Annotated in this window: 24 protein-coding genes and 1 tRNA gene; 15 read left to right on the top strand and 10 right to left on the bottom strand. The window is 69.0% G+C overall.

The window, feature by feature from the left end; translation table 11 throughout:
* The first annotated feature begins 133 nt into the window (after positions 1-133).
* The 6 genes from ACWPXK_RS07210 to ACWPXK_RS07185 all read left to right on the top strand — a co-directional run bounded on the left by ACWPXK_RS07210 (position 134) and on the right by ACWPXK_RS07185 (position 5115).
* A tRNA-Gln gene (locus ACWPXK_RS07210) sits at positions 134-204 on the top strand.
* 91 nt (positions 205-295) lie between these two features.
* Positions 296-1780 (top strand): bifunctional UDP-N-acetylglucosamine diphosphorylase/glucosamine-1-phosphate N-acetyltransferase GlmU, encoded by a 1485-nt coding sequence (glmU, locus tag ACWPXK_RS07205; RefSeq protein WP_454195182.1) that lies wholly within the window; start codon positions 296-298, stop codon positions 1778-1780.
* A gap of 2 nt (positions 1781-1782) precedes the next feature.
* The gene (locus tag ACWPXK_RS07200; RefSeq protein ID WP_454195181.1) at positions 1783-2763 is read left to right on the top strand and encodes a ribose-phosphate diphosphokinase; all 981 of its coding nucleotides are present in this window, start codon (positions 1783-1785) and stop codon (positions 2761-2763) included.
* 220 nt (positions 2764-2983) lie between these two features.
* The gene (locus tag ACWPXK_RS07195; RefSeq protein ID WP_454195180.1) at positions 2984-3244 is read left to right on the top strand and encodes a hypothetical protein; all 261 of its coding nucleotides are present in this window, start codon (positions 2984-2986) and stop codon (positions 3242-3244) included.
* A 102-nt stretch (positions 3245-3346) separates the two neighbouring features.
* Entirely contained in the window at positions 3347-4393 is a 1047-nt protein-coding gene (locus ACWPXK_RS07190) for a hypothetical protein (protein ID WP_454195179.1), read from the top strand.
* Between the two features lie 77 nt (positions 4394-4470).
* Positions 4471-5115: a DUF2461 domain-containing protein gene (locus tag ACWPXK_RS07185; RefSeq protein ID WP_454195178.1), complete on the top strand. Its 645-nt coding sequence runs from the start codon at positions 4471-4473 to the stop codon at positions 5113-5115.
* 48 nt (positions 5116-5163) lie between these two features.
* Here ACWPXK_RS07185 and egtD read toward each other — a convergent pair whose 3' ends face one another.
* From egtD to egtA, 4 genes are all read right to left on the bottom strand, one after another.
* The gene (gene egtD, locus ACWPXK_RS07180; RefSeq protein ID WP_454195177.1) at positions 5164-6135 is read right to left on the bottom strand and encodes an L-histidine N(alpha)-methyltransferase; all 972 of its coding nucleotides are present in this window, start codon (positions 6133-6135) and stop codon (positions 5164-5166) included.
* Positions 6136-6152: 17 nt separating this feature from the next.
* Complete coding sequence (gene egtC, locus ACWPXK_RS07175) at positions 6153-6959, bottom strand: ergothioneine biosynthesis protein EgtC (RefSeq protein WP_454195176.1); 807 nt, start codon at positions 6957-6959, stop codon at positions 6153-6155.
* 93 nt (positions 6960-7052) lie between these two features.
* Positions 7053-8399 carry an ergothioneine biosynthesis protein EgtB gene (gene egtB, locus ACWPXK_RS07170; RefSeq protein ID WP_454195175.1) on the bottom strand — a complete coding sequence of 449 codons (1347 nt, stop codon included), beginning with the start codon at positions 8397-8399 and terminating at the stop codon, positions 7053-7055.
* A 279-nt stretch (positions 8400-8678) separates the two neighbouring features.
* Positions 8679-10025 (bottom strand): ergothioneine biosynthesis glutamate--cysteine ligase EgtA, encoded by a 1347-nt coding sequence (gene egtA / locus ACWPXK_RS07165; RefSeq protein WP_454195174.1) that lies wholly within the window; start codon positions 10023-10025, stop codon positions 8679-8681.
* A 177-nt stretch (positions 10026-10202) separates the two neighbouring features.
* Here egtA and ACWPXK_RS07160 point away from each other — a divergent pair, with 177 nt between their 5' ends.
* Both ACWPXK_RS07160 and ACWPXK_RS07155 read left to right on the top strand, forming a co-directional pair.
* On the top strand, positions 10203-11387 hold the full coding sequence (locus ACWPXK_RS07160; RefSeq protein ID WP_454195173.1) for an aminotransferase class V-fold PLP-dependent enzyme: 1185 nt from the start codon (positions 10203-10205) through the stop codon (positions 11385-11387).
* 120 nt (positions 11388-11507) lie between these two features.
* Positions 11508-13160 (top strand): fatty acyl-AMP ligase, encoded by a 1653-nt coding sequence (locus ACWPXK_RS07155; protein WP_454195172.1) that lies wholly within the window; start codon positions 11508-11510, stop codon positions 13158-13160.
* 119 nt (positions 13161-13279) lie between these two features.
* Here the strand turns inward: ACWPXK_RS07155 and pth are convergent, their stop codons facing one another.
* Together pth and ACWPXK_RS07145 are read right to left on the bottom strand one after the other, a co-directional pair.
* Positions 13280-13867 carry an aminoacyl-tRNA hydrolase gene (gene pth / locus ACWPXK_RS07150; RefSeq protein ID WP_454195475.1) on the bottom strand — a complete coding sequence of 196 codons (588 nt, stop codon included), beginning with the start codon at positions 13865-13867 and terminating at the stop codon, positions 13280-13282.
* A gap of 16 nt (positions 13868-13883) precedes the next feature.
* Entirely contained in the window at positions 13884-14480 is a 597-nt protein-coding gene (locus ACWPXK_RS07145) for a 50S ribosomal protein L25/general stress protein Ctc (RefSeq protein ID WP_454195171.1), read from the bottom strand.
* 308 nt (positions 14481-14788) lie between these two features.
* Here ACWPXK_RS07145 and ACWPXK_RS07140 point away from each other — a divergent pair, with 308 nt between their 5' ends.
* Positions 14789-16432 carry a peptide chain release factor 3 gene (locus tag ACWPXK_RS07140; protein WP_454195170.1) on the top strand — a complete coding sequence of 548 codons (1644 nt, stop codon included), beginning with the start codon at positions 14789-14791 and terminating at the stop codon, positions 16430-16432.
* 1 nt (position 16433) lies between these two features.
* Here the strand turns inward: ACWPXK_RS07140 and ACWPXK_RS07135 are convergent, their stop codons facing one another.
* Positions 16434-16961: a nuclear transport factor 2 family protein gene (locus ACWPXK_RS07135; protein ID WP_454195474.1), complete on the bottom strand. Its 528-nt coding sequence runs from the start codon at positions 16959-16961 to the stop codon at positions 16434-16436.
* 451 nt (positions 16962-17412) lie between these two features.
* Positions 17413-18285 (bottom strand): Abi-alpha family protein, encoded by an 873-nt coding sequence (locus ACWPXK_RS07130; RefSeq protein ID WP_454195169.1) that lies wholly within the window; start codon positions 18283-18285, stop codon positions 17413-17415.
* 193 nt (positions 18286-18478) lie between these two features.
* Between ACWPXK_RS07130 and ACWPXK_RS07125 the strand changes: the two genes are divergently transcribed.
* Positions 18479-19801 (top strand): DUF445 domain-containing protein, encoded by a 1323-nt coding sequence (locus ACWPXK_RS07125; RefSeq protein ID WP_454195168.1) that lies wholly within the window; start codon positions 18479-18481, stop codon positions 19799-19801.
* Entirely contained in the window at positions 19792-20685 is an 894-nt protein-coding gene (locus tag ACWPXK_RS07120) for an Abi-alpha family protein (protein ID WP_454195167.1), read from the top strand. The genes ACWPXK_RS07125 and ACWPXK_RS07120 overlap by 10 nt, the downstream gene beginning before the upstream one ends.
* On the opposite strand, the gene ACWPXK_RS07115 is transcribed toward ACWPXK_RS07120, so the two are convergent.
* Entirely contained in the window at positions 20682-21275 is a 594-nt protein-coding gene (locus ACWPXK_RS07115) for a TetR/AcrR family transcriptional regulator (RefSeq protein ID WP_454195166.1), read from the bottom strand. The two genes, ACWPXK_RS07120 and ACWPXK_RS07115, sit on opposite strands and share 4 nt — an antisense overlap.
* Before the next feature lie 77 nt (positions 21276-21352).
* Between ACWPXK_RS07115 and ACWPXK_RS07110 the strand changes: the two genes are divergently transcribed.
* Both ACWPXK_RS07110 and ACWPXK_RS07105 read left to right on the top strand, forming a co-directional pair.
* On the top strand, positions 21353-22105 hold the full coding sequence (locus tag ACWPXK_RS07110; RefSeq protein ID WP_454195165.1) for an SDR family oxidoreductase: 753 nt from the start codon (positions 21353-21355) through the stop codon (positions 22103-22105).
* Positions 22106-22152: 47 nt separating this feature from the next.
* Positions 22153-23088, top strand: a complete 936-nt coding sequence (locus ACWPXK_RS07105) for a 4-(cytidine 5'-diphospho)-2-C-methyl-D-erythritol kinase (RefSeq protein ID WP_454195164.1) — start codon at positions 22153-22155, stop codon at positions 23086-23088.
* Positions 23089-23107: 19 nt separating this feature from the next.
* Here the strand turns inward: ACWPXK_RS07105 and ACWPXK_RS07100 are convergent, their stop codons facing one another.
* Positions 23108-23956: an LLM class flavin-dependent oxidoreductase gene (locus tag ACWPXK_RS07100; protein WP_454195163.1), complete on the bottom strand. Its 849-nt coding sequence runs from the start codon at positions 23954-23956 to the stop codon at positions 23108-23110.
* 273 nt (positions 23957-24229) lie between these two features.
* Here ACWPXK_RS07100 and ACWPXK_RS07095 point away from each other — a divergent pair, with 273 nt between their 5' ends.
* Positions 24230-26041 (top strand): ABC-F family ATP-binding cassette domain-containing protein, encoded by a 1812-nt coding sequence (locus tag ACWPXK_RS07095; protein WP_454195162.1) that lies wholly within the window; start codon positions 24230-24232, stop codon positions 26039-26041.
* A 247-nt stretch (positions 26042-26288) separates the two neighbouring features.
* Entirely contained in the window at positions 26289-26495 is a 207-nt protein-coding gene (locus tag ACWPXK_RS07090; protein ID WP_454195161.1) for a heavy-metal-associated domain-containing protein, read from the top strand.
* The last annotated feature ends 58 nt before the right edge of the window (positions 26496-26553 follow it).

Raw genomic sequence — 26553 nt, 5'->3', positions numbered from 1 at the left:
CCTAAAGACCCGGAGAGGCGGGGGAGCGAGGCGGGAGAGCACCAACAATTCGCGGGGAGGCGGGAGAGTATGCGAGGATTCATCCCGTGCCGTGGCACAGCGGCGGGGGTTTACCGAACCGCCGGTGTGGCAATCCGCCGTGGTGTAATGGCAGCACATCTGATTTTGGTTCAGAGAGTTCAGGTTCGAGTCCTGGCGGCGGAGCTCGAGAGCACGAACGACTATCGTTGGCCCGCATATCGCTGACCAAGCACGACGACAGCCCAGCACGAGGACAGGCAGCCGAGGGAGATCCATGCCACAGCAGACCGTCGTCGTCGTTCTCGCAGCCGGTGCCGGAACGCGAATGCGGTCGAAGACCCCCAAGGTACTGCATCCGCTGGCCGGTCGGAGCATGCTCGCACACGCGCTGCATGCGGCGAACGAGATCGACCCCGCATACCTCATCACCGTGGTGGGCCACGACCGTGAACAAGTCGGCGCTGCGGTGGCCGCGGTGGCCGACGATCTGGGCCGGGAGATCACCTCGGCCGTGCAAGAGCAGCAACTCGGCACCGGGCATGCGGTGCAGTGCGCACTGGCCGCCCTGCCGGTCGGCTTCACCGGCGACGTCCTGGTCACCTCCGCCGACGTGCCGTTGCTGGACGGGCACACGCTCGCCGCGCTGCTCGACGAGCACCGCAGCTACGCCGAGCGTCCCGCGGTCACGGTGCTGACCTTCGTGCCCGAGGACCCGAACGGTTACGGCCGGATCGTGCGCGACGCCGACGGCCAGCTGGCCGAGATCGTCGAGCACGCCGACGCCACCCCGGAGCAGACCGCGATCACCGAGGTCAACTCGGGCGTGTACGCGTTCGACGCCGCGGTGCTGCGCACCATGATCAGCAGGCTGTCCACCGCCAACGCCCAGCACGAGCTGTATCTGACCGACGTGCTGCGCCTCGCCCGCGAGGCCGGTCACCCGGTGCACGGCGCCCGCCTGGTGGACGCGGCCAAGGTCACCGGGGTGAACGACCGGGTGCAGCTGGCCGCGGCGGCGCGCACGCTCAACCGGTACATCCTGGAGCGCCACATGCGTGCGGGTGTCACGATCATGGACCCCGCCTCCACCTGGGTGGACGCCAGTGTGCGGATCGGCAGGGACGCGGTGCTGCGCCCGGGCGTGCAGCTGCTCGGCAACACGGTCATCGGCGAGGACGCCGAGGTCGGCCCGGACAGCACGCTCACCGACGTCGTGGTCGGCGACGGCGCCAAGGTGGTCCGCACGCACGGTGACGGCGCGACCATCGGGCCGAACGCGACGATCGGCCCGTTCAGCTACTTGCGCCCCGGCACGGTGGTCGGCGACACGGGCAAGCTGGGCGCCTTCGTGGAGACCAAGAACGCCTCGATCGGCGCGCACTCCAAGGTGCCGCATCTGACCTACGTCGGCGACGCCACCATCGGCGAGCACAGCAACATCGGCGCGTCGAGCGTTTTCGTCAATTACGACGGGGTGAGCAAGCACCACACCGTGGTCGGCTCGCACGTGCGCACCGGCAGCGACACGATGTTCGTCGCGCCCGTGACCGTGGGTGACGGCGCCTATACGGCGGCGGGTACTGTACTGCGCAGAAACGTTCCGCCCGGGGCTCTCGCGGTGTCCGGTGGACCGCAGAAGAACATCGAGGGCTGGGTGCAGCGACACCGTCCAGGGACGGACGCGGCGCGCGCGGCGGCGGAAGCCATCGCGGCCAAAGAGATGTCGGGTCAGGCAATCGAGCAAAAGGATGGCAAGTAGCAGTGACCGCGTCATGGATCGACAACCAGAAGAACCTGATGCTCTTCTCGGGACGCGCTCATCCTGAGCTGGCCGAGCAGGTCGCCAAGGAACTCGACGTCCACGTCACGCCGCAGGTCGCGCGCGACTTCGCCAATGGCGAGATCTTCGTCCGGTTCGAGGAGTCGGTCCGCGGATCCGACGCCTTCGTCCTGCAGAGCTTCCCCGCGCCGCTGAACCAGTGGCTGATGGAGCAGCTCATCATGATCGACGCGCTCAAGCGCGGCTCGGCCAAGCGGATCACCGCGGTGCTGCCGTTCTACCCGTACGCCCGCCAGGACAAGAAGCACCGCGGCCGGGAGCCGATCTCGGCCCGGCTGGTCGCCGATCTGCTGAAGACCGCGGGCGCGGACCGGATCATCACCGTCGACCTGCACACCGACCAGATCCAGGGCTTCTTCGACGGCCCGGTCGACCACATGCACGCCCAGCTGCAGCTGGCGGAGTACATCCGGAACAACTACAGCCTCGAGCACATCACCGTGGTCTCCCCTGACTCCGGCCGCGTGCGCGTCGCCGAGAAGTGGGCCGACTCGCTTGGCGGCTCGCCGCTGGCGTTCATCCACAAGACCCGCGACCCGCTGGTGCCCAACCAGGTGAAGTCCAACCGCGTGGTCGGCGAGGTCGAGGGCCGTACCTGCATCCTGATCGACGACATGATCGACACCGGCGGCACCATCGCGGGCGCGGTCAACGTGCTCAAGGCGGCCGGGGCCGGTGACGTGGTGATCGCCGCGACCCATGGCGTGCTGAGCCCGCCCGCCGCCGAGCGCCTCGCCAGTTGCGGCGCCAAGGAGGTCGTGGTGACGAACACGCTGCCGATCATCGAAGAGAAGAAATTCCCGCAGCTGACCGTGCTGTCCATCGCGCCGCTGCTGGCCCGCACCATCCGCGAGGTCTTCGAAAACGGCTCGGTAACCGGCCTTTTCAACGGCAACGCCTAGGAATACGTCGCGAAAACGGCGGCTCGGACTCCGGTCCGGGCCGCCGTTTTCGAACATCTGACCACGTCCAACGCAACAACTGATCTCGTACGGACATGGGTAACTCGTCGGGTACGCCCAGAACCCGAGCGGCACCCGACGCAGGACCTGAACGCAAATCCAGCGGTCCCAACTAGTGCGGCCTGAAGACGCGGAGAGGCGGAGGAGCGATACTGGGGGTATGGACCGTGACCCGTTGGAAACCGAGATGGGGGACGACGACCAGGAGTACGAGATCCGCGAGTATCAGCGCAACATCGAGGATCCGCCCGACGACCTGACCATCCGCTACCACGAGAACGACGACGACGGCAGGCTCGGCATCGGTGACGAGCTCGACCAGGAGTGGACGCAAAGCAACGGCCGCGCCGAGGAGGACGAGGCCGACGACCGATCCGCCGAGGTGGCCGCGATCGAGATCGTCAGCGACGAGGACCTCTGAGACGTGCCGGTCCGGCACGCCACACCGGCGCAATCGGGTATGACGACGAGTTCGCCGTGGTAGGCATAGGTGGCGTGACCGGGACGATACGAGGAGGGTGCGATGAGCACGCCGAAGGATCCGGAACCCACCGACGACGCGCAGCGCCCGTCGGCGTCGTCGAAGCCCACCGGGGACGCGACCGGCGGCGAATCCGCGCAGCCGCCGACCGGCGATACGGCTCCAGGCGACGAATCCGCGGGAAAAGAACCGAAGCCCGCCGAGCCGCAACCTGAACGCGAGCCGGGGCCGACCGGAGCCCAGCCCCCTGGAGAATGGTGGCAGCCCACCGGCACACCGCCCGCAGGCCCGCTGGGTGGGGAGTGGGGCGCGGAACCCAGCGGTCAGCCAGCCGAACCGCAGCCATGGGGCGCCGACGGCGAGACCGGTCAGCAATCGTGGGGCGCCGAACCCGCCTCGCCGGGCCAGCCGCCGGAAACCCCGTTGTCCGGCTCCGCGCCGCAACCCCCGACCGACGAGTCGACGAAGCCGTTCACGCCGGATGATCAAGCGCGGTACGGGCCGGGCGGTCGAACGCAGTACCCGCCCGGCGGCCAGCCGCCGTACCCCTCGGCCGGGCAGCCACCGTACCCCTCGCGCGAGCAGCCGCCGTACCCCTGGGGCGAGCAACCGCCGTACCCCTCCGGCGAGCAGCCACCGTATCCTTCCGGCGAGCAGCCACCACCGTATCCCTTCGGCGAGCAACCGCCGTACCCTGCGGCGGGGCAGCCGTCTAGCGGCGCTCAGCAGCCTTACCCGCCTAGCGGTCCATCCCAGTACCCGGCGGGCGGAGCGTACAACTATCCGCCCGGAGGACCGCAGCCGCCGCAATACGGCTATCCGTCCTACCCGCAGCAGGGGTACGAACCCTATGCCACCCCGCCTCGGCAGACCGGCAGCCAGGTGTACTCGATCATCGGATTCGTCTGCGCGGTGACGGCTGTGCTGTTCTGCCCGATCCTGTTCGGCCCCGCCGGGATAGTGCTCGGCGTGATCGGGCACAACAAGGGCGAATCGCTCGGCAAATGGGCCGCGATCGCGTCGGGCGTCGGGATGGTGATCGGCTTCATCGTCGGGTTCGTCGTGTTCGGCGGAGACTTGACGACGTAGATTTCCGGTATGCGTCGATTCGGTGTGGTCCCGCTGGGTTTCTACGAAGACCGTCCAGCCGCGGCAGAGGCACGATCATGACCGGATTCGCGGGCTTCCCGCTGGCCGGATTGGACTTCTACGAAGACCTCGAGGCCGACAACTCCAAGGCCTTCTGGACGGCGAACAAGGACATCTACGACCGCGCGGTGAAGCAGCCGATGACCGCGCTGGTCGCCGAACTCGAGCCGGCGTTCGGGCCGGCCAAGATCTTCCGGCCCTATCGGGACGTGCGGTTCGCCAAGGACAAGTCGCCGTACAAGACCGCACAGGGTGCCGTGGTGCGCGCCGCGCCGGGCGTTGGTTGGTACGTCCGGATCAACGCCGGGGGCTTGTTCGTCGGCGGCGGCTTCTATCAGGGTTCGCCCGCCCAGCTCGCGCAGTTGCGCGCCACCATCGATGACGACGTGCGCGGACCCGAGCTCGTGGCGATTCTCGCGAAACTGGCCGCGGCGGGCTTCACCATCGGCGGCGAGAAGCTGAAAACCAGGCCGAAGGGCTACGACGCCGACCATCCGCGCATCGACCTGCTCCGGCACAAATCCCTCACCTGCGGAAAGGAATTGGGGGCGCCCGCCTGGCTGGAGACGCCGCGCGCGGCGAAGGAGGTTCGTGCCGCCTGGGAGACGATTCGGCCGCTCGTCGAGTGGCTGGCCGCGGTGGTCGGCGGCGCGCCTTCGTAGTGCGGGCGGCCGACCACCGCGGCGTTCGAGCGCGCCGCCCGCCCAGGGTCAGCGGCGTTCGGCCAGCACCAGCGCGAACCGCTCGTCCGGATCGGTCCACACGTTCCGCGTGGCGAAGCCCGCGGCGGCGAGTTCGGCGTCGAGGCGCTCGACCCGGAACTTCGCCGAGATCTCCGTCCGCAGCTGCTCGCCGCGGGCGAAGCCGACGGTGAGGTCGAGGTCGGCGACCGTGACGGTCATGTCCTCGCTCGCCTCCAGCCGCATCTCGATCCACTCCCGCGCCGGGTCCCAGACCGCGACGTGCCGGAACTTCTCCGGCGCGAAGTCGGCGCGCAAGCGGGAGTTCAGCACGTGCAACACGTTCCGGTTGAACTCGGCGGTGACGCCCGCCGCGTCGTCGTAGGCGGGCACCAGCACCGCCGGGTCGATGACCAGCCCGGCGCCGAGCAGCACATGCTCGCCGGGCTCGAGCACGTCGTGGATACTGCCCAGGAACTCGGCACGTCCCTCCGGGACCAGATTGCCGATGGTGCCGCCGAGGAAAGCGATCATCCGGCGGCCACCGCGCGGCAGGTTCTGCAGCGTGTCGGTGAAATCGCTGACCACGCCGTGCACGGCGAGCCCGGGAAACTCGATGGCGACCTGGTCCGCCGTGGCGCGCAACGCCGCCGAGGAAACATCCTGCGGCACATAGGTCTTCAGCGGCGCCTGCGCACTCAGCGCGGTGAGCAACAGCCGGGTCTTGGCCGCCGAACCCGCGCCGAGCTCGACGAGCACCTCGGCCTGCGCGGCGCGGGCGATCTCATCGACCACTCGCTCCAGTAGCGCGCGCTCGGTGCGCGTCGGGTAGTACTCGGGCAGCTCGGTGATCCGCTCGAACAGCTCGCTGCCCCTGGCGTCGTAGAACCATTTGGGGGGAAGCCATTTGGGGTCCGTGGTCAGTCCCAACCGGGCGTCCGCGCGCAACGCCGCGGTCAGGTCGTCGTCGGTGAGGTGGATGTCCAGGGTCGCTGCGGTCATGGCAGAGGCCTTTCGGGTCAGAGGAGAGCATCGACGGACAGCGCACCGGGCCTTGCGGTCACCAGGCTGCGGTCCGGGATCGACTGCCAGCGGGGGTCGTCGTCGAACGGTTCGGAGGACAGGATCGCGAAGTCGTCGGTGACCAGCGCCGACAACGAGTGGTGGCAGGTGGTCGCCCACATTTGCGCACCGTCGGAGAGCAGGAAGTTCAGGCGTGCTTCCGGTGCTCGGTCGAGAATCGCGGAAACGAGCAGCCGCAACGCCGCCGGGGCCGCGGACCACTCGCCGTCCGGCGAGCTGGTGGCCAGCAGATCGCACAGCAGTACCCACAGCGTCGCGGTGTCGGTGGCGGATTCCGCCTCCAGCAGCCGCGCCGCGGTGAACAGTTCCTCGGCGCCGAGTTCGGCCGCGATGAGCGCGAACTCGGCGGCTACCGCGGTCAGGGTGCGGCGCCAGTCCGGAACCACGCCGTTGTGGCTGAAGGCCCAGCGGTCCCGGGTGAACGGCGCGCACGCGGAGCGCTCCACCGGCATGCCGATCGTCGCCGACCGGACCGCGCCGAGCATCGCGGAGGATTCCAGGTGCGGCAGCACTTCCTCCACCGCAGGATCGGTCCAGATCGGTGCGGCGTTGCGGTACCGGCTGACGGTGATCACGTCCTGCGCGGTGTGCCACCAGGCGACGCCGAAGCCGTCGGCGTTGATGGTGCCGCCGCGGCGCATGTCCCGCGGGGCCCACGACTGGGTGTGCAGCGAATGCGAGCCGAGCGTCAGCATGTCGCCGACGCGCACCGGCGGGCCGATATAGCCCAGATGTCTACACATCGGCACCTGCCGAAGCGATCAACGGGGGGTGCCTGTGGTTCACCGATTCGCCCGAACAGCCCGACCACAGGCCACCGGGGCGAGCGTGGTGGTTCACTCGCCTTCTCCCGGTCGCAGATCGCGCGCCAAGCGGAAGCCGGCGAAGATCTGGCGACGAATGGGATGGTCCCAATTACGGAAGGTGCCGCGGCAGGCGACCGGATCGGTACCGAAAGAACCGCCGCGCAGCACGCGATAGTCGCCGCCGAAGAAGACCTCGGAGTACTCCCGGTACGGGAACGCGCGGAAGCCCGGGTATGCCTCGAAGCCGGACGCGGTCCATTCCCACACGTCACCGATCAGCTGATGCACGCCCGCAGGTGACGCACCGGCCGGATACGCACCGACCTCGGCGGGTTCCAGATGACGCTGTCCCAGGTTCGCGGTGGTGACGTCGGGATCAGCGTCACCCCAAGGGAATCGGCGCGACGCACCGGTCACCGGGTCGAACCTGGCCGCCTTCTCCCATTCGGCTTCGGTGGGCAGCCGCTTGCCCGCCCAGTTCGCATAGGCCTCGGCCTCGAACCAGCACACGTGCACGACGGGCTGGCGCGGCCGCAGCGGGGTCATCACCCCGAACACCCGCCGCCACCAGCGCCCGGACGGGTCGCGCTCCCAGAACTGCGGCGCGACCAACCCCGCCTCGATCCGGTGCGTCCAGCCGCGCTCGGACCAGAGTTCGGGGCGCTCGTAGCCGCCGTCGTCGATGAAGGCGAGGTACTGCTCGTTGGTCACCGGCGCGGCATCGATCGCGAAGCCGGCCACCCACATCTGATGGGCGGGGCGCTCGTTGTCCAGCGCCCACGCGTCGGTCGAGGTGCCCATGGTGAACTCGCCCGCGGGGATGACGATGTCCCCGCTGAGGGTCGCCGAAGCGGACGGCACGGCCGCAGCGGAGAGCACGGCGGCTCCGGCGCGCAACTGGTGGGTGGCGAGCATGGTTTCGTCGTGCTGCTGCTCGTGCTGGGCGATCATGCCGAACGCGAAACCGCCGTCGATCAGTGGCCTGCCTCGTAATTCGCTGTCCTCCAGGACATCCCACACTTTGTCGCGCACCGTGCCGGCATAGCCGCGGGCCTGTGTCGGGTCGAGCAGTGGCAGCGCGGGCCGGTTGGCGCGGGCGTGCTTGAAGGCGTCGTAGAGCTCGTCGATGTCGGCGCGTACCGGCTCGCGGCCGCCGACGTCGCGAACGAGCCAGAGTTCTTCCTGATTGCCGATGTGCGCGAGATCCCAGACCAAGGGGCTCATCAAGCGCGAATGCTGGGCTACCAGTTCGGCTTCGTCGACACAGTCGGTGAGGGCGAGGGTGCGCTGCCGTGCGCGCGTGAGAACGTCGGCGATCCGGTCGCGGAGTTGTTCGGTGCCGGAATGGTCGGTCGGGGCTGGGTGCGAAGTAGTCACGGGAAACGTCTCCGGGATTCGTGCTGGTCGGCGTCGTCGCGGCCGCGAGACTCGGTGCGGCCGCGCGCGATTCGGCCCTTGCTGGACTGGTCGGCCGGCGCGCGGCCGACGATGCGCGGTAGGTGGGTCATCACGGGTCGGCTCCCGCGGGCGAAGGTGAAGCGGCCGCCGGAGGTTGCGCGCCCACACCCTTCTCGGTGTCGTCCTGGGGGTTGCCAGTGAGTCGGCCCATGCGGGCCTCAACCGGTCCGCGGTCGAGAATGCGGGGCGGGTGCGTCGTCACGGGGCGCCTCCCGGAGGCTGTGCGGCGCCATTGTTCTCGGCGTCGTCTTCGGCCGGAGTGCGACCGCCGCGACATCGCTCGGCGGCGGACTCGATGGCACGGGCCGCCTGTTCGGTCGCGGCATGCGCGGCCGCGAGTCGCAGCAGCGCGACCGCGGCCGTCCGGAGCTCCGGGTCGGCCAACCCGGAGCGGGCGGCGTCGACCCAGCGATCGGCGAGCGGCGCGGCGATCGATGTCGCCTCCGCGACCACCGCCGGGCTCGACAGGAGCGCGGCTATCACGTGGACCGGGATGGTCCAGGCGTCGCCGGGCTGGGCGTCGATGTAGCGGACCTCCAGATGGCCCGAGGCGCGCACCGGCGGGAACAGGGTGGTCAGGTGGTAGTCCAGGTCGCCGGTGTCGGGGCGGCGGCCGACTTCGTCGTCCAGCGCGCCGGAGAGCCAGTCGGCGAAGGTCGCGCCGGGTGGCGCGGACCAGCCGTGCTCATGGCCGTTACCGGGCGCGTCGGCGTCGTCGGGTCGGCGCACGCACAGCAGCGGTACGTCCAGCGCCCATTTGCCGTACGAGGCCACCGGGTCGGTCCAGTCCAGCACCGGTGGGCGGGTTCGGGCGTTGTCCAGGCGGAGCCAGGCCCGCATGCGCTGGGACGCCCATGCTCCCGGCGGCGCACCACGAAGAAGAGGCGAACAGGCGAAGGCGGCGAGCAGGGCGGGACCGATCGCGTACAGCGCGGTCCAGCGCGCGGTGACCTCCGCGCGGTCGGCGCCTGCGTCGACGCTGACCTGGGTGGCGGCGGTATTGCACATCATCAGCTTGCCGAACGGTCCGATGCCGCCGAACGATCGCTCCATCGCGCGGTAGCGCGGCAGCTGGAGCAGGCGTTTGGGGCGGCGGTCCGCGTCGGCGGCGACCGAAACGGGGCGGATGGACCGGGATTGGAGAAGTTCCCGCAACATGCGGGCGTCCTCGCGCAGCCGGTCGCACAGCTGCGCGGCGGTGCCGTAGGGGGCACTGGAAAGTTCGATCTGACCACCGGGCTCGAGCGTGATCCGGCTGCCCCCCGGCAGAGCGAGCGCCGGTGAATCCGGGGCGATGGACCGTGGTGCGTAGGGTCCGAGGGCATCCGCAAGGGCAGTCAGCTGCGGACGCGGAGCGGCCGAAGGGCCGGACGCCGAACACTCACCCTGCACCGTGAGCCACTCGAGTTCGGCGCCGATCAGAGCGGGTGGTCCCAGCTTGAAGCAGACACCGCCGATATACGCCTCCGCCGCCGCGCGGGAGGACAATTCCCCCTGCTCAGTGGCACAACTGGCTGTCTGGGGACTCTCGAGCGTGACCGCCATGCCAACCTCCACTCCGGCGTCCCGGATGTAGTCCGCTGTCTTCCGTTATCGCCGCGCGACCCGGTCGTATGCCACTCCTGGACCGACTTTCGCACGCGGCGATCCATCCAGCGTAGCCACGACGGCCGACAAGAAACCGACATGAAGCCGAACAATCGACCCGTTAAGGTCGGCTGCATGCTGGATGACGATCGTGTACGAGCCGACACTCCCGGATGCGCGTCGGGGTCCGGACCCGGCCCCGTTTTCCTCGACAGCGCCGGGTCGTCGCTACCGCCGCGGGTCGTCACCGAGACGGTTGTCGCGCATCTGCGGCGCGAAGCAGAGGTCGGCGGCTACCGCGCCGCGAACGAGCGGCTCGACGACCTCGCCGACGTCAAGACGGCGATCGGCGCGCTGATCAACGCCGATCCCGCGAGCATCGCGCTCAGCGACAGCGCCACCCGCTCGTGGGCGGATTTCTTCTACTCGGTCCCGCTGTCCCCCGGCGATCGCATCCTGGTCTCCGAGTCCGACTACGCCAGCAACGCCATCGCCGCGCTACAGCGCGCCCGCGCCACCGGGGCAACCGTCGAGACAATCCCCAGCGACAGCGGCGGACAGATCGATCTCGACGCGTTGGCCGCGCTGGTCGACGAACGGGTCAAGCTGGTCTCGGTGCTGCACGTGCCCACCAACGGCGGCCTGGTGAACCCGGCCGCCGAGGCCACCCGGATCGCGCACTCGGTCGGCGCGCTGGTGCTGCTCGACGCCTGTCAGTCCGCTGGACAGCTGCCCTTGGACGTGGTCGAGCTCGGCGTCGACGCACTGTCGGCCACCGGCCGCAAGTGGCTGCGCGGCCCGCGCGGCACCGGATTCCTGTATCTGCGACCAGAACTGGCGCGGTCCATGGAACCCGAGCGGCTCGACCTGCACAGCGCCGAATGGACCGGCCCGAGCGACTACCGGCTCGCGCCCGACGCCAGCCGCTTCGAGTTCTGGGAATGCGACGTCGCGGGGCGGCTCGGTCTGGGCGCCGCCGTGCGGTACCTGCTCGACCTCGGTCCGGAAGACGTTTACGCCGCGATCGCCGCGCGCGCCGAACACCTGCGCAAAGCGCTGCCCGAGATTCCCGGCGTGACGGTGCGCGACCTCGGCATCCGGCACAGCGGCATCGTGTCGTTCACCGTCGACGGCGTCGACTCCGTCCAAGTGCGCGACCGGCTGCTGGCGCAGGACATCACGGTCACGGTCAGCCATGCCAGCTCGACCCTGCTCGACATGACCGGCCGCGGCCTCCCGTCGGTCGTGCGCGCCTCGCCGCACTGCTTCGTCGGCTTCGACGAACTCGACCGATTCGTCGCCGCGGTGGCTGCGCTGTAGCCCCACCTCAACCCTGTCCTGACCTGGCCGCCGAGAAAGGGGGTTAACGTCGCGCCGCCGGGGCGGGATAGTTGGGGGAGGCCGGTTGCCGGCCGATTGTCGGCGGTGAGGAGTTGGACGTTGAGCAGGTTCACCGACGAGATGTATGCCACGGCGCAGACCTCCGAACGCGGTTTGGTGACCGGCGAGCCGACTGCTCCCCTGCGGCGTACCTGGGCGGAAATCCATCGAATCGCCCGGCGTATGGCGGGCGGGTTGGCCGAGGCGGGCATCGGGCACGGCGACGCGGTCGGGGTGCTCGCGGGCATGCCGGTCGACATCGCCCCGGCCTGCCAGGCCATCTGGATGCGGGGCGCGTCCATCACGATGCTGCATCAACCCACCCCGCGCACCGACCTGGTGATCTGGGCCCGCGACACCGAGACCGTGCTGACCATGATCGAGGCGCGCGCGGTCGTGCTCGGCGCGCCGTTCGAGGCGGCCGAGCCGCTGCTGCGCGAACGCGGCATCACCGTGGTGCGCATCGACCAACTGCCCGACGGTCCCGACATCGACCCGGTGCCGACCGGCGAGGATGATATCGCCTTGCAGCAGTTGACCTCCGGTTCCACCGGGTCGCCCAAGGCGGTGCGGATCACGCACGCGAACTTCTTCGTCAACGCCTACGCGATGTTCGACCGGGTGAAGTTCCAGCTCGACAGCGACGTGATGGTCAGCTGGCTGCCGCTGTTCCACGATATGGGCATGGTCGGATTCCTCAGTGTCCCGATGCAATTCGGAGCCGAAGTGGTGTCCGTGACGCCGCTGGACTTCCTGACCCGGCCGCTGCTGTGGGCGGAGCTGATCAGCAAGTACCGCGGAACCGTCACCGCCGCACCCAATTTCGCGTACTCGCTGCTGGCCCGCCGTCTGCGGCAGGCCGACGACGGCGCGTACGACCTCAGCAGCGTGCGATACATGTGGAACGGCGCGGAACCGGTGGACGCGGACACCATGGACGCCATGGCCGCGGCCGGAAAACGCTTCGGGCTCAACCCAATGGCACTCACCCCGGTCTACGGCATGGCCGAGACCACCCTCGCCGTCTCGGTCCCGGATCCCGGTCACGGGCAGGTGGTCGACGTGATCGACGCCGACCTGCTCGAGGCGCTGGGCAAGGCGGTGCCGGTACCGGACGAGCACGGGCATCCGGCCCACATTCGCAGGTTGCCCACGCTGGGCTACCTGGTCGACCACCTGGAAGGCCGGGTCGTCGACAGCGAACGCCAGCCGCTGCCGCCCCGGTCGGTGGGCGTGATCGAGTTGCGCGGCCCCGCGGTCACGTCCGGCTACGTGACGATGGACGGATTCAGCCCGGCCCAGGACGCCGACGGCTGGCTGGACACCGGTGACATCGGATACTTCACCGATGAGGGCCTGATCGTGGTGTGCGGCCGGATGAAGGACGTGATCATCATGGGCGGCCGCAACATCTATCCCACCGACATCGAGCGCGCGGCGACCAGAGTGCCCGGCGTCCGGGCCGGCAACGCGGTCGCGGTGCGCTTGGACGCGGGCCAGAAGCGCGAGACCTTCGCCGTGGTGGTGGAGAGCAACAGCCACCAGAACCCCGAGGAAGTCAAGCGCATCCAGCACGAAATCGTGCACGCGGTCTTCTCCGAGGTGGGCGCGCGGCCACGCACAGTGGCGGTGCTCGGCCCCGGCGCACTGCCGAAAACCTCCTCCGGCAAGCTGCGCAGGTCCGCCACCGCGATGCATCTGCCGCACTGGTGAACCACCGCTGAAATTCCCGTCGCGCGTGGAGCCGCCCACGCGAAGCCGATCCGGCTGTGCGCAATCGGTCCCGGCCGAACCGGAACCGGATTCCGCATCGCCACGAGTCTGGCTGAGGCTCAGTGCAATTGGTTCTGGGCGGTCTCCAAGCCGACGCGCAGCAGCAGCTCCACCGCGTCGGCGGCCTGCTCGACGATCACCGGCACCTCTTTGCGTTCCGGCGCCGAGAACGGCTTCAGCACGTAATCGGCCGGGTCCTGCCGACCCGGCGGACGGCCGATGCCGATCCGGGTGCGCAGGTAGTCCTTGGTGGTCAGGGCGCTGGAAACGGAGCGCAACCCGTTGTGCCCGCCCTCGCCGCCGCCGCGCTTGAGGCGGATCGCGCCGAATGGCAGGTCGAGTTCGTCGTGTACGACGATCACCTCCGTGGGCGGCACGGAGAAGAACCTGGCCAGCGCGGCCACCGACCGGCCGGACAGGTTCATGAACGAGCGCGGCTTGGCGATCAACACTTGGCGGCCGTCCAACCGCGCTTGCAGCAGGTCGGCGCCGGACTTCTTGTGCACACCGAAACGGCCGCCGACGCGCTGCGCGAGCACGTCGGCGACCAGGAAACCGACATTGTGCCGGGTGCGCTCGTATTCGGGACCGGGGTTACCCAGTCCGACCACGAGCGCGGGCCCGGTGGACGATTCGGTGTTGTTCAGCGCTCTGGCTTCCGGCTTACTCGGCCGCTTCGCCCTCGGCCTCACCCTCGCCCGCGGCGGGCTCGGCGGCCGGGGCGGCGATGACGTTGACGATCAGGGCCTCCGCGTCGACGGCCAGGGTGACACCGGCGGGCAACTCCAGCGCGCCCGCGGTGATCTGGGTACCCGGCTCGATGCCCTCGACGGAGACCTCGATGGTCTCGGGCAGCTTCATCGCGTCGGCCTCGATGGAGACAGTGGTGGCCTCCTGGGTGACCAGGGTGCCGGGGGCGGCGTCGCCAACCACGGTGACGGTCACGTCGGCGGTGACCTTCTCGCCACGCTGGATGATGAGCAGGTCGGCGTGCTCGATGTAGCGGCGGATCGGGTGCACCACAACGGATTTGGTCAGCGCAAGCTGCTTCTTGCCGTCGATGACGAGGTTCAGCACCGCGTTGGTGCCGTGCTCGCGCAGGATGGCGGCGAAGGCCTGGGCGTTCACCGACAGGTGCTGCGGGTCGGTCTGGTGGCCGTACAGCACGGCCGGAACGTTGCCGGCACGGCGGGTGCGGCGGGCGGCGCCCTTGCCGAACTCGGTGCGTACGGAGGCTTCGAGAAGGTTGACGTCGGACATGACTGGATCTACTCCTACGGCTCTTCCTGGCGGTCAGCGTCTTACCCGTCAGGGGTTGCTCACGCCTGACCGGGGTGGTCTACTCGTCGGGGCGAAGACCGAACGAGGACGGCCGGAAGCCGCGCCGCGTCGATCACGGTGTCGCAAATCTGGTCTGCGGTCACCCTCGCCGAGACAACCCGAACACCATACCCCAGCGCGGGAGCGCTCCTTGAATCGGGTGGTAACCGACGCATCGACTCCGGTTCGCACCGGTCGCGTACGCTGGCGTGGTTGCCGATCGGTCGTCTGCGAAAGGTTGTTTTGCGTTGAGCGCCTCCCCTGAGGGTGTCGTCGCGCCCGCTCCCCGCGGGTTGCCCGCCGAGGTCGCCCGGCGGCGCACGTTCGCGGTGATCTCCCATCCCGACGCGGGCAAGTCCACGCTCACCGAGGCGCTCGCCCTGCACGCCAGGATGATCTCCGAGGCAGGCGCGATCCACGGCAAGGCCGGGCGCAAGTCCACCGTGTCGGACTGGATGGAGATGGAGAAGGCGCGCGGCATCTCGGTCAGCTCGACCGCGCTGCAGTTCAACTATCGCGCCGCGGGCTCGGAGGTCGACAGCGTCATCAACCTGGTCGATACCCCTGGTCACTCCGATTTCTCCGAGGACACCTACCGGGTGCTCACCGCCGTCGACGCCGCGGTGATGCTGATCGATGCGGCCAAGGGCTTGGAGCCGCAGACGTTGAAGCTGTTCCAGGTGTGCCGCCACCGCGGCATCCCGGTGATCACGGTGATCAACAAGTGGGACCGGCCGGGCCGGGCGCCGCTGGAACTGCTCGACGAGATCGACGAGCGAATCGGCCTGACCCCCACCCCGCTATTCCTTCCGGTCGGCATCGCGGGCGATTTCCGCGGCCTGCTGCGCCGCGGTCCAGACGGCGTCCCGCTCGAATACATCCACTTCACTCGCACCGCGGGCGGCGCGACCATCGCGCCGGAGGAGTCGCTCACCCCGGAGGCCGCCGAGGCGCGCGAAGGTGAGCCGTGGAACACCGCGGCCGAGGAGAGCGAACTGCTCTCGGCCACCGGCCAGGACCACGACCAGGAACTGTTCCTGGCCGGGCAGACCTCACCGGTCATCTATGCCTCCGCGATGCTGAACTTCGGCGTGCGGCAGCTGCTGGAGACGCTGGTCACGCTCGCGCCTGCGCCCGGCGCACGCCCGGACGTCGACGGCAAACCGCGCGCGACCGGCGACCCGTTCAGCGCGGTGGTGTTCAAGGTGCAGGCGGGCATGGACGCCGCCCACCGCGACCGGCTGGCGTTCATGCGGATCGTGTCCGGCGAGTTCGAGCGCGGCATGGTGGTCACCCACGCGCAGACCGGACGACCGTTCGCCACCAAGTACGCGCTGACCGTGTTCGGCCGCGAGCGCGCCACCGTCGACACCGCCTACCCGGGCGACGTGGTCGGCCTGGTCAACGCGACCGCATTGGCCCCAGGCCACACGCTGTACGTGGACAAGAAAGTGGAGTTCCCGCCGATCCCGTCGTTCGCGCCGGAACATTTCGCGGTGCTGCGCGCCCGGAGCGCGGGTAAGTACAAGCAGTTCCGCAAGGCCATCGACCAGCTCGACTCCGAGGGCGTCGTGCAGGTGCTGCGCAACGAGCTCCGCGGCGACGCCTCCCCCGTGCTGGCCGCCGTCGGCCCGATGCAATTCGAGGTGGTCACCGCGCGCATGCTCACCGAGTTCAACGTGGAGACCACGATGGAGCACCTCGGCTACACGCTGGCCCGGCGTACCGACGCCGCGTCGGCGGACGAACTCGGGCGCCAGCGCGGGGTGGAAGTCTTCACCCGCTCAGACGGTGCGCTGCTCGCGCTGTTCAGCGACAAATGGCGGCTGCAATACATCGAGAAGGAACACCCGAAGCTCACGTTGGAGCCCCTGGTCGCCACAGCCGACTGAGTCAGCCGGCCTCGGGCTCGGTCCGCACCGTCGGGCCGGTGGGTTCGCGTTCGACCGAGGCAATGCCCTCTTCCCGAGCGATCAGACCCCAGCGGCTGGATGTCAGCCGCAGGCTCGGCAGATCGCTGAGCGAGAGCACCACCTCGTAGGTGCGCTCGTAGCCGGTGTGGGAGATCCGCCAGCGTCCGTCGTCGCAGCGGACATAGCGGTCGTTGTAGAAGGCCGCGCCGCGCAGCAGCATGTTGTGGCCCGGAATGAGGACCGTGTCGGCGAGGTACCAGGTGCCGCTGGCGTTGTCACCGTCGACATCGATCTCCGGGTGGTCACATCGGTGCTCGGTGATCACGTGCGGACCGAGCGTGTTCCGCATGAACGCGATGAACGCCTCACGCGATTCGAACTGGAGATATTCGCTGTAGGTCGCGGTCGCCTCGGGGATCATGGTGTCCGCGAACTCATCCCATGATTTGGTGTCGAGCGTGCGAAGGTACCGGTACTTCAACCGACTGATCGCCGATACGTCGTCCACTTCCCGCTCGTCTTCGCGGGCTCGCGCCGGTCTCGGATCGCCGCGCACCTGCCCGAAGTCGATCGGCCCCGCGTCGAAGCGCAGCCGCGCGCCGGTGCGATCGCCGCGGGTCTCCTCACCGGTGCTCGTCCCGCGGCCGCCGCGGTCCGGTCTGCCTTGGTCGACGTCCTGAGCGGCCCGCTCCGGTCTACCGGGATCGATTCCCACGCTGCCGCGCTGTTGCCGGCCCGGGTGGAATCCCGGGTCGTCGCGCCCCTGCCCACCGGAGCCCGCGCCCCGGCCAGTACGCACTTGCGCAGCGATGCCCACAGCTGGGTCGCCGCGCCCCTGCCCGCCGGTTGCCTGATCCATACCCTCAACAATCCCACCCCGAGTCTGGAATTGGGAGGGTTGTATCAGATTGCTATCACGGTTAGGGCAACATTCCGGCGAATATCAACGGACTTGGGGGTCAGCTTCCGATCGTGAAGCAGGTGCGGCAGAAATCCTCGCCGAACTCGGTGAGCCGAAGACTCTTGCGGACGATCTTCGGCGCCCGGCCCGCTTTCTTCAGCGCCGCCTCCACCACGGGCTGGACCTCGAGCACCATGTACCGGCTCAGCACCACCGGATCATCGGAGGCCAGGGTGAGTCCGAGACGGTTGAGGTTGATCAGGTACATCCGCGCGCGGTCCGGGTAGCGCACACCTGCCTGGTCCGGCACCGAGGTGAGATCGCCCTGCACGAGTTCCGAGCCGATCCCCAGTGGACGGTTGGTGCGCACGTCGACCGACGGTTGCGGGCCGTTGAGCGCCATGAAGCGCAGGATGCGGGCCTCGTCGGGCGCGAGCTCGTCGAGGATGCGGTCGTAGGCCGGGTGCACGTCCTCGGTGAAGTAGACGTCGGCGGACCTGGCCAGCAGCGCGTCGCCGCGGCGGCGTAGTTCCTCGGTGGTAGCCGAGCGGAGGTGCGAACCGACCGCGAGCGCCTGCTGCGCGCCGTTGGATGTCGGGACGTAGCTGACGATCTCCCGCACCGAACCCTCGGTGACGCCGAGGGCGCTGCGGGCGATGGAGCGCAACGCGTTTCCGGTCCGCTCGGCGATCTCGGCCGAGGACTCGCCGTCCAGCGCCGCCTGAGTGATCTCCTTGGTGACCTCGAAGGTGGTACCGACGGCCCACTGGCTGCCGCGCACGACGGTACCCGCGGCCAGTCCTGCCGCGCGGAACACGCCGCGGATCAGCCGCGCTTCGTTGCTGATCTGCCGCTGTTCGACATCCGAACTGCGCTCGACGGAGCGGTAACCGGGCCGGGCCACGTCCCGTCCGGTTCTGTCGTCTGTCACGTTTTCTCCGATATCGCCGGGTGAACGAATCCGCCCCACAGATTACTTCCCCTTGTGTCGCGGGTCATTCGCAACGCCCTGACTCGGACAGTGCGACCGGCTCGCGGCGGACAATAGGGTTTCTTTGCCGAGCGGGTGCTAGTTTTGGGTGCCGGTGAGGCGGCGATCACCGGTGTGTCGGCAGGAGGGTGTCGTGTTGGAGAGCGTATTCGGAATCCACCCCACGATCCTGCTCGAACTCGTCACCATACCTCTATTCACCGGTGTCATCGGCTACATCACCAACTGGACCGGCGTGCTCATGCTGTTCAAGCCGGTCGCCTTCCACGGCTTCCGAGTTCCCGGCCTGCGCGCGCTGTACCCATTCCTGCCCAAGCGAATTCAAGTTCTCCCACTGCTCAGCTACGACGGCCGATTCGGCTGGCAGGGCATCGTCCCCTCGCGCGCGGACAAGATGGCCAGCATCGCGGTCGACAAGGGCCTGGCCAAACTCGGCAGCGTCGCCGACTTCTACCGCGAGCTCGAGCCGGACAAGCTGGCCGAGCATCTCGCGAGCATCGCCGACACGCAGATCAAGGACATCGTCGAGGACATCCTGCGGCGCGAGCATCCGCAACTCTGGTACAACCTGCCCACGCAGGTGCGCGAAGTGATCCACGAGCGGGTGCGCCAGCAGTTGCCGGAGATCCTGCGCGAGCTCACCGAGGAATTGGGCGCGAATATCGATCAGCTGCTCGACGTGAAGCAGATGGTGATCCGCTACTTCCAGGCCCGGCCGCATCTGCTCAACACGCTGTTCCAGGTGCTCGGCGCCAAGGAACTGCGTTTCATGCAGAACTTCGGTTTCTACTTCGGCGCACCCATGGGCGCGGTGCTGGTCGCCGTCTTGCATCTGACCGGATGGTCGAGCCTGGTCGTGCTCCCGATCGGCGGCGTGATCATCGGCTGGGTGGTCAACTGGATCGGCATCAATATGATCTTCGCGCCCGCCTATCCGAAGTGGTGGTGCCCGTGGCGGCAGGGCCTGCTGATCAAACGCAAATCCGAAATCACCGACGGCTACGCGGAATTGGTTTCCAGCCAGGTGATCACGGTGGCGAATATCGGCGACGAGTTGCTCAACGGTCCGCGCTCGGATCGCACCATGCAGATGCTCGAGGACACGCTGCGTCCCGCCGCCGACCGTGCGCTCGGACCCGCGCGGCCCGCGGTCAAGTTCATGCTCGGCAGTCGCGAATACGACTCGCTACAGGCGACGTTGACCACCGAGGCCATGGCCATCGCGCCGATCGCGTTCGCCGACCCGGAGTTCAACGTCCGACAGGGCAGGCAGATCAACGAGTACATCGCCAGGCAGATGTCGGCGCTGTCGCCACCGGACTTCGTCGACATGCTGCGCGCCGCGATCAAACAAGATGAATGGCTGCTTTTCGTCCATGGCGGTGTGCTCGGGCTGTTCGCCGGATACGCTCATATCCTGATCTTCGGAACGGGAGTGGCGACATCATGGCTGTAGCGGGTCCGGACGACGGCGATCTCCAGGCCGTCGAGCACCGCGATGCGACGGAGGCGAACGCCGAGCCATCGCGGGAAATCGCCCGGCGGCCTGCCTCGGACATCACTCGTTCCGACGAATCATCCAGACCGGTAACGGTTCCCGTGGCTACGGTGCGCGCCGCTACGGGCGTCGCAAGGGTCGCGTGGAGCGCCGTCACGGGCGTGACCGCCTGGGGTGTCGGCACCGCGGTCGGTGTCACCTCGACCGTCGTGCGGCGCAGCATCGAGGGCGCACCGCCCCGAGAAGTGCTCGCCGAGGCCGAATCCGAGGTCCGCGCGGCGATGCGCAGGGCGCTCGGCATCCCGGCCGCCACGCAACCGTCCACCGGGGAGAGCGTGCCGACGCTGCGCGAGCAGGGTGCCGCGCTGCTGCGGTTGTCGGCCAGCGCCCACGGCGAGGACGACAACCACCCGGCCTTCGCGGGCATGCTGGCCGAGCTCACCCCGGACGAGGCACGCATCCTGCGCTTCCTGCACTTGGACGGGCCACAGCCCTCGATCGACATCCGCACCGGACGCCCGCGCGCGCTCGGCGCGGAACGCGTCGGCTCGATGCTCACGCTGATCGGCGAGCATGCCGGCCTGCGCTTCCCGAACCGGATCCAGCAGTACCTGACCAACCTGCGCAGACTCGGCTTGGTCGAGCACGCGCGCGAGCCGGTCGGCAACCCCAACCGCTACCAAGTGCTGGAGGCGCAGTCAGCGGTGCGAGAGAAGCTGAAGCGATCCGGATTCGGTACCAAGGTGATCTACCGCAGCGTGGTACTCACCGACTTCGGCGCCGACTTCGTGCGCAGCTGCCTGCCGGTGATCGTGCAGGACGGGCGCGCCTCCGGGCACTAGGTCGCCCACCCTCGCATCGCCAGCTCGGCCACCCGCTCCAGTTCCGCGCGGCTCGCGCCGTCCCTGGCCGCATGGGACATACCCTGCATGACCGTGGCAACGTAGCGGGCCAGCATGCGCGCGTCCACATGTCCCGGCAAGAGGCCCGCGTCGATGTCGGCCTGGATGCGGCCGGCGAGCGTGTCGATGTTCCGATTGCGCATATCGCGCAGCAGATCGGCGATCTCGGCGTTGGTCGTGTTGACGCCCGCGCTGATCACCAAGCAACCGTGCGGACAGTCCGGCCGGGTGTACTCCGTCGCCGCCTCGCGCAGGATGCGTCGGACCGCCGCCTCCGCGGTCGCCTCCTCGGCGAGCGCCCGTACGACGAACCCGCCGTAGCGTGCGCCGAAACTCGCGACCGCCTCGCTGAACAGCGTCGCCTTGTCACCGAACGCCGCATACAGGCTCGGCGCCCCGATCCCCATGGCCGCGGTCAGGTCGCCGATCGAGGTGGCCTCGTACCCGCGCGCCCAGAACAGCCGCATCGCCTGCTCCAGCGCCACGTCCCGATCGAAGGATCGGGGTCGTCCCCGGGTCGTCGTACCCACGCCAAGAATTTTATAGCGCTCACTAGACAATGTGCTACTTTGATTTCTGTAGCGACCGCTAGAGAAAGGGGCCCGGCATGGGCACACTGACGGGCAAGACGGCATTGGTCACCGGAGCCAGCCGGGGAATCGGACGGGCCATAGCCGAACGACTCGGGCGCGACGGCGCACGGGTCGCGGTCCACTACAACGGCAACGAGCAGGCGGCCAAAGCGACCGTCGCCGCGATCGAGGCCGCGGGCGGCGAAGCGTTCGCGATCCGCGCCGAACTGGGTGTGCCCGGCGACGCCGCGACCCTGTGGGCCGCTTTCGACGCACACGCCGACGGGCTGGACATCCTGGTGAACAACGCGGGCATCGACGGCATCCGTGAGCCGATCGCCGGAACCGACGAGGCGGCGTTCGACCGGGTCTTCGCGGTCAACGCCAAGGCGCCGTTCTTCATCACCCGCCTCGGCCTGGACCGGTTGCGCGCGGGCGGCCGGATCGTCAACATCTCCACCGGCCTCACCCACGGCGCGCACATGCCGCAGCTGATCGCCTACACCATGACCAAAGCCGCGATCGATAGCTTCACCAGCGTGCTGGCCAAGGAGGTCGGTGCACGCGGCATCACGGTGAACGCGGTCGCCCCCGGAGTGATCGACACCGATATGAACGCGAGCTGGCTGCGCGATCCGGAAGTCGCGGCGATGGTGGCGGCGATGTCACCGTTCCATCGGGTGGGGCAGTCCGCCGACGTCGCCGACGTCGTCGGTTTCCTCGCCTCCGACGACGCGCGGTGGGTCACCGGCCAGTGGATCGACGCCACCGGCGGCGCGCTGCTGTAAACCTTCGGAACGCCTTCCTCCGGCTGGGCCCATTAGGCTTGAGCACCGTGTTGTCCGTAGTGCCGAGTCCCGTCACCGTGCGCGCGCCATCGAAGGTGAACCTCCATCTCGGAGTCGGCGACCTGCGCGCCGATGGCTATCACGATCTGACCACGGTGTTCCAGGCGCTGTCGCTGAGTGACGATCTGCAGATCGCGCCGGCGGCATCGCTCGCCGTACGAGTCACCGGCGAGGGCGCCGCGGAGGTGCCGACCGACCGGACGAACCTGGTGTGGAAGGCGGCGGTCCGGCTCGCGCACCTCGGCGGCCGCGCACCCCTGGTGGAAATCGCAATCAGCAAAGGCATTCCGGTGGCGGGCGGGATGGCGGGCGGCAGCGCGGACGCCGCCGCGGCGCTGGTCGGCCTGAACGAGCTGTGGGATCTGGGCTTGTCCCGGGACGAGCTCACCGCGGTGGCCGCCGAACTCGGCAGCGACGTCCCGTTCGCGCTGCACGGCGGGACCGCGCTGGGCACCGGCCGCGGAGAACGCCTGCTCCCGGTGCTGTCCCGCAACACGTTTCACTGGGTGCTCGCCTTCGCGAAGGGCGGCCTGCCCACTCCGGCCGTTTTCGCCGAGCTCGACCGGCTGCGTGAGCACGGCGAACCCCCTCGGCTCGGCGAGCCGCAACGGCTGATGCAGGCACTGGCCTTCGGTGATCCACACCAGCTCGCCCCCCTGCTCGGCAACGATTTGCAGGCGGCGGCGCTGTCACTGAAGCCGGAGCTACGCCGCACCCTGCGCGCGGGCGTGACCGCGGGCGCGCTGGCCGGGCTGGTGTCCGGCTCCGGCCCCACCTGCGCGTTCTTGTGCGAAAGCGAGGAATCCGCGATATCGGTGGCGGCCGAACTCGCGGGCGCGGGCGTGTGCCGCAGTGTTCGGACGGCCAGCGGCCCGGTGCCGGGGGCGCGCATTCTGACCGCCGACGCATCCGGGAAACACTGACTTCGCACGCCCCATTGGGTCAGGAGACGACGTCGGCCAGCCGATCGACCTGGTCGGCATCGCGTCCGTAGCAGTAGAGCATCACCTCGTCGGCGCCGAGATCCTCGAATTGAGCCATGGCCGTGCGGATTTCGTCCGGAGTGGTGAGCATTCCGGAGACCATGGACTCGGCACGTCCGGTGAACTGGTAGTAGGCGCCCATCGCGGCGCGGGCGTCATCGATGACCTCCTGCGGGCCGAGCGCCGCGTTCACCTGGGCGACGATGCGGGGCGCGCCGGACCTGCCGTGGTCCTTCCAGGAACGGCGCACGGTGTCGAACAGGCCACCCGCCCACGACGGTGGCGCGGCGGCGAGAAACCCTCCGCCCCAACGGCCGACCCGCTCGAGCGCCGCGGGTTGGAAACCGCCGAACAGGATTTCGGGGCCTTCCGGCCGCAGCGGCGCGGGTCCGACCGGACCGCACTCGTCGCTGTAGGGCGCACCGGACCACAGTCGGCGCATGAGTGCGAGTTGCTCGTCGAGGCGGCGGCCGCGGGTGCGCAGGTCGGTGCCGGAGGCATGGTGATCGTCGGCGCGTCCGCCGACGCCCAGGCCGAGTATCAGGCGTCCGCCGGTCATCCGGTCCAGCGTCGCGACCTGTTTGGCGAGCAGCACCGGGTCACGCAGCGGCGCGACCAGCACTTCGGTCTGGACCTTCAGCCTGGGGGTCGCCCCGGCGATCGTCGCAAGCGCGATCAGCGGTTCGGGGTTGTCGTACACCAACCGGTCGAGCAAGCCGAGCGTGCGAAAAGGGCCCGCGTCGGCGCGTCGGGCCCAGTCGAGCAGAGCGGCGGGATCGGAGATGGGCAGGCCGAGGCCGACATGCATGGGGATCCTCCAGAGGGAGCAAAGCGGAATGGGAACAGTGCCGCCCACCGAACACCTCGAAACGACGAGGTGGGGCTCCCATTCTGCGGCGTTACTTCTGGGGAGCGCCGGATCGGTTCCGTGGAACGAACGTTGTTCGTCGAGGACGAATCTAAACGAACGTTGTTCGTTCCGCAAGCGCCCGCGCTCGCCGGGGCAGCACCCTGTCCACGCCGGTCGGTACGCTGGCTCGGGGCAATCATCGGCGCGTCGCCGAAAGACACGGAAGGATCCATGTCCAACCTGATCAATCTCGAACAGGTCCACAAGAGCTTCGGGATCAAGCCGTTGCTGGACAACGTGTCGCTCGGCGTGCACGCGGGCGAACGGATCGGGGTCGTCGGCCTCAACGGAGGCGGCAAGACCACCCTGCTCGAGGTACTCACCGGCATCGAGGAGCCGGACAGCGGCCGGGTCAGCAGGCTCGGCGGCTTGCGATTGGCGGTGGTCACCCAGCGCGGCACACTGCCCGAGGGCGCCACGGTGGGCTCGGTGGTCCTGGCCGGTCTCGCCGACGACGCGATGACCGATCAGGTCGCCGAACACGAATGGGCGGCCGACCCACGCATCCGCTCGGTGATGGAGGGCATCGGCATCGCCGGTCTCGGCATGGACACCCTGGTCGACAATCTCTCCGGGGGCGAGCGGCGCCGGGTCGCGCTCGCCGCCGCGCTGGTGCGCGAGCTCGACCTGCTGGTACTGGACGAGCCGACCAACCACCTCGACGTGGAGGGCGTGCAGTGGCTGGCCGAACACCTGCTGAGCCGCCGCAGCGCGCTGGTCGTGGTGACCCACGACCGCTGGTTCCTCGACACCGTCGCCACCAACACCTGGGAAGTGGTCGGCGGCAAGGTGGAAAGCTACGAAGGCGGTTACGGCGACTGGATCTTCGCCCGCGCCGAGCGCGCCCGCCAGGCGGACGCCTCCGAGGCGCGGCGGCGCAACCTGGCCCGCAAGGAGCTGGCCTGGCTGCGGCGCGGCCCGCAGGCCCGCACCTCCAAACCGCGCTACCGGGTCGAGGCCGCGGAAGCCTTGATCTCGGATGTGCCGCCGCCGCGCGACAGCGTCTCACTGGCGGCGTTCGCGCGAAAGCGCCTCGGGCGCGTCGTCGTCGAACTCGAGGACGCCACGCTCGCCACCCCGGACGGCAGGGAACTGGTGCGCGATCTGACCTGGCGGCTGGCGCCGGGCGAACGCGTCGGCCTGGTGGGCGTCAACGGTTCGGGTAAGACGACGCTGCTGCGCGCGCTGGCCGGAGACACCGGGCCGAATGGTTCGGCGCTGGCCGCGGGCAAGCGCATCCAGGGCCAGACCGTGCAGATCGGCTGGCTGCGCCAGGAACTCGACGACCTGCCGACCGATCTGCGCGTGCTGGAGGCGGTGCAGCAGGTCGCGCAGCGAATCATGCTCGGGGACAAGGAGGTCTCCGCGGGCCAGCTGGCCGAGCGGCTCGGCTTCACCCCCGCCCGCCAGCGCACGCCGGTCGGCGACCTGTCCGGCGGCGAGCGCCGCCGCCTGCAGCTGACGCGCATCCTGATGTCCGAGCCGAACGTCCTGCTGCTCGACGAGCCGACCAACGACCTGGACATCGACACGCTGCAACAGCTGGAGGACCTGCTCGACAACTGGGCGGGCACGCTGGTGGTGATCAGTCACGACCGCTACCTCATCGAGCGCGTCTGCGACTCCACCTGGGCGCTGTTCGGCGACGGCAAGCTCACCAACCTGCCCGGCGGCATCGAGGAGTACCTGACCAAGCGCGCCGCGCTCACCGCGGGGCGAACCCGTGTGACGGCACCGGAGGCCAAGCCCGCCGACGCGCCCGCCACCGATTCCGCGGCCTACCGCGCCGCCCGTAAAGAGCTGACCCGCCTGGAACGCGCCATCGACAAACTGTCCGACCGCGAACAGCGGCTGCACACCGCACTGGCCGACGCCGCCACCGACCCGGACAAGCTGGTCACCTTGGGCGCGGAACTCAAGCAGGTCATCGCCGAAAAGGAAACCGCCGAGGAACGCTGGCTGGAACTCGCCGAGGGCGTGTAGTCACGGCGCTCGGTCACCCACCGATACGCGGCGGCCGGGCGGCTCCTCGAGCGACCGACCGCTCCATGTGACAATCCCGAGCCAGCAGTACAGCGCAGCACGGAAACCGCGGCGCGAGAATCGAACCCGGCCATGGGACGATGTCGGCAGAGCGGTGACCATTGCGCCATATACCCGTAGGGGGTATGTTTACAGCCGCCGGGGTACCCCCTGGTTGTATGAGCATCAGGAAGCAAAGGAGTCGGACATGCCCACTACCACCTACACCGTCACCGGGATGACCTGCGGGCACTGCGTCAACTCCGTCAAGACCGAGATCGGCAAGATCGACGGTGTGACCAGCGTCGACGTCGATCTCGCCAGCGGCGCGGTCCGGGTCGACAGCACCGCGCCGATCGCCGGGGCCGATATCGCCGCCGCCGTGGACGAGGCGGGCTACGAAGTCGCCGTCTGATCTCCTCTTCCGCGTGGCTCCTCGCACACCCGCGAGGAGCCACCGCTGTTGCTGGAGC

The organism is Nocardia sp. Marseille-Q1738 (genome assembly GCF_965283145.1).
Note: the sequence above shows the minus strand (reverse complement) of the source record. Positions and strands in the feature narration are given on the sequence as shown.

Bases quoted from the DNA above. Each gene is read 5' to 3' on its own strand.
- glmU (WP_454195182.1), top strand. From the start codon at position 296: ATGCCACAGCAGACCGTCGTCGTCGTTCTCGCAGCCGGTGCCGGAACG.
- ACWPXK_RS07195 (WP_454195180.1), top strand. From the start codon at position 2,984: ATGGACCGTGACCCGTTGGAAACCGAGATGGGGGACGACGACCAGGAG.
- ACWPXK_RS07190 (WP_454195179.1), top strand. From the start codon at position 3,347: ATGAGCACGCCGAAGGATCCGGAACCCACCGACGACGCGCAGCGCCCG.
- ACWPXK_RS07185 (WP_454195178.1), top strand. From the start codon at position 4,471: ATGACCGGATTCGCGGGCTTCCCGCTGGCCGGATTGGACTTCTACGAA.
- egtD (WP_454195177.1), bottom strand. From the start codon at position 6,135: ATGACCGCAGCGACCCTGGACATCCACCTCACCGACGACGACCTGACC.
- egtC (WP_454195176.1), bottom strand. From the start codon at position 6,959: ATGTGTAGACATCTGGGCTATATCGGCCCGCCGGTGCGCGTCGGCGAC.
- egtA (WP_454195174.1), bottom strand. From the start codon at position 10,025: ATGGCGGTCACGCTCGAGAGTCCCCAGACAGCCAGTTGTGCCACTGAG.
- ACWPXK_RS07160 (WP_454195173.1), top strand. From the start codon at position 10,203: ATGCTGGATGACGATCGTGTACGAGCCGACACTCCCGGATGCGCGTCG.
- ACWPXK_RS07145 (WP_454195171.1), bottom strand. From the start codon at position 14,480: ATGTCCGACGTCAACCTTCTCGAAGCCTCCGTACGCACCGAGTTCGGC.
- ACWPXK_RS07120 (WP_454195167.1), top strand. From the start codon at position 19,792: ATGGCTGTAGCGGGTCCGGACGACGGCGATCTCCAGGCCGTCGAGCAC.
- ACWPXK_RS07110 (WP_454195165.1), top strand. From the start codon at position 21,353: ATGGGCACACTGACGGGCAAGACGGCATTGGTCACCGGAGCCAGCCGG.
- ACWPXK_RS07100 (WP_454195163.1), bottom strand. From the start codon at position 23,956: ATGCATGTCGGCCTCGGCCTGCCCATCTCCGATCCCGCCGCTCTGCTC.
- ACWPXK_RS07095 (WP_454195162.1), top strand. From the start codon at position 24,230: ATGTCCAACCTGATCAATCTCGAACAGGTCCACAAGAGCTTCGGGATC.
- ACWPXK_RS07090 (WP_454195161.1), top strand. From the start codon at position 26,289: ATGCCCACTACCACCTACACCGTCACCGGGATGACCTGCGGGCACTGC.